The sequence below is a fragment of the Lactiplantibacillus garii genome, assembly GCF_003885105.1.
GTDB lineage: Bacteria > Bacillota > Bacilli > Lactobacillales > Lactobacillaceae > Lactiplantibacillus > Lactiplantibacillus garii.
The window spans coordinates 2,596-3,485 of the sequence record NZ_QWZQ01000089.1 but is presented as its reverse complement, the minus strand read 5'-3'; the positions used below and the strand labels follow the sequence as shown (position 1 = coordinate 3,485).

1 protein-coding gene is annotated in these 890 nt (G+C 34.0%); it reads right to left on the bottom strand.

What is annotated here, in order from left to right; translation table 11 throughout:
- Nucleotides 1-773, bottom strand: a 773-nt coding sequence (locus D1831_RS14015; RefSeq protein WP_125073426.1) for an acyltransferase family protein, incomplete at its 3' end; no start/stop codon positions are given.
- Nucleotides 774-890 lie beyond the last annotated feature (117 nt).

Genomic DNA, 890 nt, shown 5'->3' with positions numbered 1-890 from the left:
GATACATACATTACGACAATTGATCCACCAATACCTCCACCTATCGCCATTAATGTGTCTTGTGCACCTACCGATACCATTGAAAATAATTGTGTCTGAGCAGTAATAATCCAAAGTATGAGGCCAATCATTACATCTCGAATTTTTAGATTACTTAAAAAGTTAGTCTTTTTCATCAAATATCCAACGTACATAAAAGTTAAAGAGAATGTTGCCGCATTTAATGACAGTGGTAACAGCCAAAATGATGCAATACTTTTTCCAATAATTGCTAAAAATACAACAGCAGATAGTCTAACTACATTCTTTTGTTTCAATTCTTTTGTTGAACGAATGATATAATTAAATATCATTGTCGCTATTCCTAGCGCAGGTAAAAACCAGATAGCACCAACTGATCCTATACTTGCAGAAAAGGGAATATTGGGATTTGTACCGGTGCCATAAAATATAGACGAAAGCAGAACTTGGTAACTACTGTACATTGACTGCATGAAAGGTAATCCACGCAATGTTAGAGGAAATAATCCCAACATCAACAATCCAGTCGCATAGTAAGGTAACATAAATCCGTTTAATGTGTTTTTTAGTTCACTAACATAATCACGCTCATGATATAGATACCCACTCAATAGGAAAAAGATTGGCATATGAAAAGCGTAAATATATCGCCCAATCGGCTCCCCGGTATACTGAAAAAGCGAATGTCCTATAATTACGCAGATCATGGCAATTGCTCTGGCGATATCTATCCAACCAACTCTTTTTTTCATTGCTTTACTTTCCTACCTTTTCATCCTCAATCAGAAATAACGATATAAACATAATTCAAAGATCATTTACTACATTACATATAACATAATGGTTTTTAAGTAAATATTTCAAAATCA